6 protein-coding genes are annotated in these 5,713 nt (G+C 39.3%); 3 read left to right on the plus strand and 3 right to left on the minus strand.

Going from position 1 to position 5,713, the window contains the following annotated elements; translation table 11 throughout:
* Window positions 1–1,048 precede the first annotated feature (1,048 nt).
* The 3 genes from F6K54_RS39130 to F6K54_RS39140 all read left to right on the plus strand — a co-directional run bounded on the left by F6K54_RS39130 (window position 1,049) and on the right by F6K54_RS39140 (window position 3,104).
* Window positions 1,049–1,765 (plus strand): pyridoxine 5'-phosphate synthase, encoded by a 717-nt coding sequence (locus F6K54_RS39130; RefSeq protein WP_293089617.1) that lies wholly within the window; start codon window positions 1,049–1,051, stop codon window positions 1,763–1,765.
* A gap of 154 nt (window positions 1,766–1,919) precedes the next feature.
* On the plus strand, window positions 1,920–2,261 hold the full coding sequence (locus tag F6K54_RS39135; protein WP_293089619.1) for an MgPME-cyclase complex family protein: 342 nt from the start codon (window positions 1,920–1,922) through the stop codon (window positions 2,259–2,261).
* Window positions 2,262–2,501: 240 nt separating this feature from the next.
* Complete coding sequence (locus F6K54_RS39140; protein WP_293089620.1) at window positions 2,502–3,104, plus strand: hypothetical protein; 603 nt, start codon at window positions 2,502–2,504, stop codon at window positions 3,102–3,104.
* On the opposite strand, the gene F6K54_RS39145 is transcribed toward F6K54_RS39140, so the two are convergent.
* The 3 genes from F6K54_RS39145 to folD form a co-directional block, all read right to left on the minus strand.
* Window positions 3,094–3,549, minus strand: coding sequence for a divergent PAP2 family protein (locus F6K54_RS39145; protein ID WP_293089622.1), 456 nt, complete (start codon window positions 3,547–3,549; stop codon window positions 3,094–3,096). The genes F6K54_RS39140 and F6K54_RS39145 overlap by 11 nt on opposite strands.
* A 9-nt stretch (window positions 3,550–3,558) precedes the next feature.
* Window positions 3,559–4,500, minus strand: coding sequence for a geranylgeranyl diphosphate synthase CrtE (gene crtE / locus F6K54_RS39150; protein WP_293089625.1), 942 nt, complete (start codon window positions 4,498–4,500; stop codon window positions 3,559–3,561).
* A gap of 458 nt (window positions 4,501–4,958) precedes the next feature.
* Window positions 4,959–5,713 (minus strand): bifunctional methylenetetrahydrofolate dehydrogenase/methenyltetrahydrofolate cyclohydrolase FolD (gene folD, locus F6K54_RS39155; RefSeq protein WP_293089623.1); only part of this gene is annotated, 755 nt, incomplete at its 5' end.

Below are 5,713 nucleotides of genomic sequence, written 5' to 3' on the forward strand. Positions count from 1 at the left end.
TGCTATTTGCAATTTTAATTAAGCACCAAATTTTTGAGTTGATAACATAGCATTGATAAAAAAAAATGTATTAGTTTCTATAGGATAGAAGCTTTCAATTTACACTTTTTGAATTTTGATCTATATAGTCCTCAAAAATCCCAAGTTTTTATCAAATTTAAAATTGATTTTTTCAACCCTAAATTAAGTAAGTATGCAAACAGCAATAACATATTTTTTTCCCTAGTTTATAGTTGATTGAAAGGCTAATCATTAACTGCTCTATGAATTAAATTACAGGAATTAAGTAGAACGGTGCAAAAAAACAGCAAGTTAGTAACGAAAAGTAAATTTGCCAAAAACTCTCTTCCCTTCTGCTTCTTGCCTTTTCATAACGATAATTTTCAACACCGACCTAACTTATAATAAGTAGCCATAAATCAATATAAAACTTAAAATATAGGTGAGAAAAAAATTTTAATCTTTATTACCGAAAAGCGACGTTGAAAGCCCCCGTGTTTTAACCTGGGGATGAAAACAAGCGAGTCGTTTAGACTAGAGAACTTTAGTTGTCCTGTGCTACTTTCTGGATATACAAATGTAAGCAGAAAGCTAGGTTTAGACTTAAGCCGACTGTGTAGGGGCATCTTGACTTGTCCCCAAAGAATATATCTTTGGTCAGCTAAGAAGAAACGAAGCAACAAGGATTTATCCTGTTGCGTAGTATCAACTTAGAATCCCCTCGGCAATAGCTGCGGGGAGTAGTCAATCCTAATCTCCTGTAAATTCCCATTTCTCCTGTTTTCTGACTCCTGAGTCCTGACTCCTCCCTTTACCAAAAAACTTTTCATACGCAAACCCTAAATATTTGCTACAAATTTCTGCTCCCTGTTTCCAGATGCGGTGTTCTCTATAACTCAAGTTTTGTAAAATTCTTTTTTGACGCTTTGTATAAGTAAAAATTTTAAGTGCCTGGACAATAAGATTCCTAAGAAATAGTTGCTCAAGTGAACATTTTCAACTAAACTAATATCGCAAATTAATTAATACTACTTGGGAGAATTAAAAATTGCCCACTCTAGGTGTCAACATTGACCACGTTGCCACAATAAGACAAGCACGACGAACTGTAGAACCAGATCCAGTAGCAGCAGCAGTTTTAGCTGAACTGTCTGGAGCTGATGGTATTACTGTTCATCTGCGGGAAGACCGTCGCCATATTCAGGAAAGAGACGTCCAGATTCTGCGACAAACGGTGCGGACTCATTTGAATCTGGAGATGGCACCTACTACAGAAATGGTGGCGATCGCTCTGGAAATTAAGCCTGATTATATTACTCTTGTACCAGAACGTCGGGAAGAAGTAACGACTGAAGGTGGTTTAGATGTTGCTAGTAATATCCCTCGTATGAGAGAGGTAGTAGCTCAGTTGCAAGGAGCAAATATTCCTGTCAGTATGTTTATTGATGCAGAAAAAGCTCAGATTGAAGCTTCCGCAGAAATTCAGGCTAAGTTTATTGAACTTCACACAGGATGTTATGCAGAAGCTACTGATGAGGCCACTCGCCATCAAGAATTGACGATTTTGGCAGATGGCTGCAAAATGGCGATCGCTGCTGGACTTCGAGTAAATGCTGGACATGGCCTCACTTACTGGAATGTTTATCCAGTGGCTTGTTTAGAAGGTATGGAAGAACTCAACATTGGTCATACAATTATCTCTAGGGCGGTACTCGTGGGTATGGAGCGAGCTGTCCGCGAGATGAAACAAGCTATTAATGGATAATTGATAATGGATAATTGATAATTACCTTTCCTGAAAAGGGACCTGAAAAGGGGGAGGATTGATCTATAAGGAACCTTTCAAGGGGAAGCTTTTAACCTGAATTATCTAATTATTTAATTATTCGGTAATTACTAACTTCTGTTTATTTATTGAAATGCAAACTTACTATTACGTTTTAGCTAGTAAAAAATTTTTACTAGAGGAAGAACCCCTGGAAGAAGTTTTTAGGGAACGCACCAGAGATTATCACGAAAAAGAAAAAGAAATTGATTTTTGGGTGGTTCCTCAACCTGCTTTTTTAGAAGCTCCAGAAATGGCTAATCTTAAGGCAAAATGTCCTCAACCTGCTGCAGCGATTATTTCTACTAACCCTAAATTTATTACTTGGTTAAAGTTACGTTTAGAATCTGTAATTACAGGTGAATTTCAAGCACCTTCAGATTCTATTCCAGAACCTTTAGCTACTCTTGAGGATGCTTCTGTGAAAGAGTCTTGAAGAAAGAGTCAGGAGTTAGGAGTAGGGGATTCAACAATTAATCATTAATCATTACCTCTGCTTTGCTATGTAATCTATCAAAATTCCCCCTCCTCTCTACGGACTTGTATACAACTACTCCCTACTCCCTACTCCCTACTCCCTTCTTTGTTATTTTTGGCCATGAATCATACTCAACTGCAACTTCATAAATTCTGCTTGGGGGGCCTGAAAACTTTCGTGGCCTCAGCTTTTTTGTTTTTGTCATCCTTGACAATTGATACTAACTATGCTATATCTGTAGAAACTTGTCAACCTCCTGCTAGTGACGAATACTTACTGGTAATAATTACAGAGACATCAGCAGCTCAAAATATAGTTAGGCGGAGTCTACCACCAGATATTATCATCGAAGTCTGTCGCTACATTGACCAGACTGTTAGCAGTATCCGAGGCTTTGACGATCAAGATGTGGCTAGTGATTGGGCGCGTTATATTCAGGACATTGTAGGGTTATCTGCTTATGTAGTTAGACCTAGTGAAGAAACTACTCCACCAGATACTCCATTACCAGCGCCTCCAGAAATAGGATTCAATCCTCAACCTCTTGGTAAGGGTTTTGCAGTTTTAGTAGATTATAATAATCAACCAGAAATTGCTCTACAGTTGGAAAGAAGTTTAGGGCGTAATGTAGGTTTAGTTGCCTATGGACAAAAACCTTTTTTGTTAGTGACATATACTAAGAATAGGAAAGCTGCTACAAATAGTTTGTTTAAATTAAGCAACCGTGGATTTTTAGCTTTTGTTGTGGATAGTAGTAGGGTGACATTAATTAGTCCTAGAATTAAATCAATTAATAACTAAAACTAGCAATCCAAGATACAGCTACTCCTAGAAAAAAACCTGCTATTACTTGTATGGGAGTGTGGCCTAATAACTCTTTGAGACGGTCTTGACTGAGATGGTGGTCTTCTTGGAAAAATTCATCCATAATTTGATTGAGAACTCGTGCTTGTAGTCCAGCAGCTTGACGAACTCCCGCTGCATCATACATAACGATGATGGCAAAAACTAAAGCCAGCGCAAATTCTGGACTCCCCCAACCTTTGGCTTGAGCCACTCCTACTGCCAGTGCAGCCACGAATGCAGAATGAGCGCTGGGCATTCCTCCAGTTGTGACTAGAGCTTGTAAATTAACTTTACCATGTTGGACTAATTCCACCACTACCTTGACGACTTGGGCTATTGCACAAGCTAGGAGGGCAACCCATAGAACATGGTTACCCATGATTTCGCCAATATTTTGCATATCGTACTCCTAGTTACTGCGACTAACAATAAAATCTGCTAAAGTTACTAATGGCATCGCCTTTTCTCCAAAAACTTCTAACTCTGCCTTGGCATTCTCAATTAGTCTTTGAGCTTGACGCCGAGATTCTTCTAATCCCCAAATAGCAGGATAGGTAGCTTTTTGAGAATCAATATCCTTTCTGGCGGTTTTCCCTAGCTCTTCTGTAGTAGCAGTAATATCAAGAATATCATCAACTATTTGAAAAGCTAGGCCAATATTTTGAGCATAACGGGAAAGTCTTTGTAGATTAGCAAGGGAAGCATTAGCAAGCATAGCTCCACATACTACGCAAGCTTCTAGAAGAGCGCCTGTTTTGTGAGTGTGGATAAAATGCAGTGTTTCTTCAGATACCTCTGAAAGTCCCTCTGAAGCTAAATCTACTACTTGGCCTCCGACTAACCCTGCTGCTCCCACGGCTTTTCCGAGACGAGCTATTACTTGTAGCACTTGCTGTGGTAACACATTCTTAGTTTGAGTAGCTACAAATTCAAAAGCGTAACTCAACAGGCCATCACCTGCGAGAATGGCAATATCCTCACCATAAACTTTATGATTTGTTAATTTACCTCGGCGATAGTCATCGTTATCCATCGCGGGCAGATCATCATGAATCAATGACATAGTATGGATCATCTCTAATGCACAGGCAGTAGGCATTGCCATTTCTATATTTCCGCCTGATAATTCACAACTAGCCAAGCAAAGAATTGGACGTAACCGCTTACCACCTGCTAATAGGGAATAGCGCATCGCCTCATAAATTTTCTCTGGATAGACTACGGTAATAGAATTGTCCAGAGCTTTTTCAACCAGAGCTTTTCGCTTTGCTAGATAGGTAGATAAGTCAAAAGTAGTATCTATTTGAAATTGAGGGAGCATAAAATTAATATTATGGCCACTATTTGGCATTAGCACCATCGATTATACACTTTATCGGTGGAAATCCTGACAAATTTATTTGAAGAAGGTTTTAGGTTTGAAGAAGGTTTTAGGTTTGAAGAAGGTTTTAGGTTTTAGGTAGTAGGTGGTAGGTTTTAGGTTTGAGCAGTTTAGGAACTAGCAAAAAAATAGACTACCAGATAATTGATAGAGTCAAGATTGCTTCGGCTGGCTTGACTATTTCCGATTGAGGTTGATTCTAATATCACCGCCTCGCAATGACAGCCACAGAACTTTTTATACATTAATAATCGGTACTTTTTTAAGTTGCAAATCCCTTAGCGCAATTACGACTAAAGCATAAGCTGTAATTTCAGTTATCAGTTATCAGATGTGTAACTTCAGTTTAATGTTAATTATTCTTATCTTTTACTACTCTCCTGCTACTCTGCTTCCCTACTCCCCTGCTTCCCTACTCCCCTGCTCCCCTACTCCCTCACTCCTCTACTCCAGCGTTCTACAGTATTCTGTAATAATATCGCTACGGTCATCGGGCCAACTCCACCAGGCACAGGGGTAATAAATTCTGCTACCTCAGCTACAGAGTCAAATTGAACATCTCCTACTAACCGACTATTACCTTTGTCATCTGTGACTCGATTAATTCCTACATCTATTACTGTTGCTCCTGGTTTGACCATTTCTGCTGTAATCATTTCTGGCCTACCAACTGCTGCTACAAGAATATCTGCATTTCTGGTTATGGCCTCCAAATTCTGAGACCGAGAATGGGCAATAGTTACTGTACTATTAGCTTCTAATAACATTAATGCCATTGGTTTGCCAACCAAAATACTACGCCCCAATATCACTGCTTGTTTTCCCTGTAGTTCTATTTTGTATTCTTGCAACAAGCGCATCACCCCCGCAGGAGTACAACTGCGTAAACCTTTTTCACCTCGAAGCAGTTGACCTAAATTCATGGGATGAAGTCCATCTACGTCTTTACTGGGGTCAGTTTGGTAGAGTAAAGAAGTAGAGTCTAAGTGTTCTGGTAGAGGTAGTTGGACGAGAATGCCGTCTACTTCTGGATTTTGGTTTAATTGTTGAATTACTTGTGTTAATTCAGCTTGAGATGTTTGGGCCGGAAAATGTTTACCGAAGGAGGATATCCCTACTTGACTACAAGCTTTTTCTTTGTTGCGGACATATACTGCACTGGCGGGGTTGTCTCCTACCATTA

It is taken from the genome of Okeania sp. SIO3B5 (genome assembly GCF_010692555.1).
In the GTDB taxonomy this organism is placed as follows: domain Bacteria; phylum Cyanobacteriota; class Cyanobacteriia; order Cyanobacteriales; family Microcoleaceae; genus Okeania.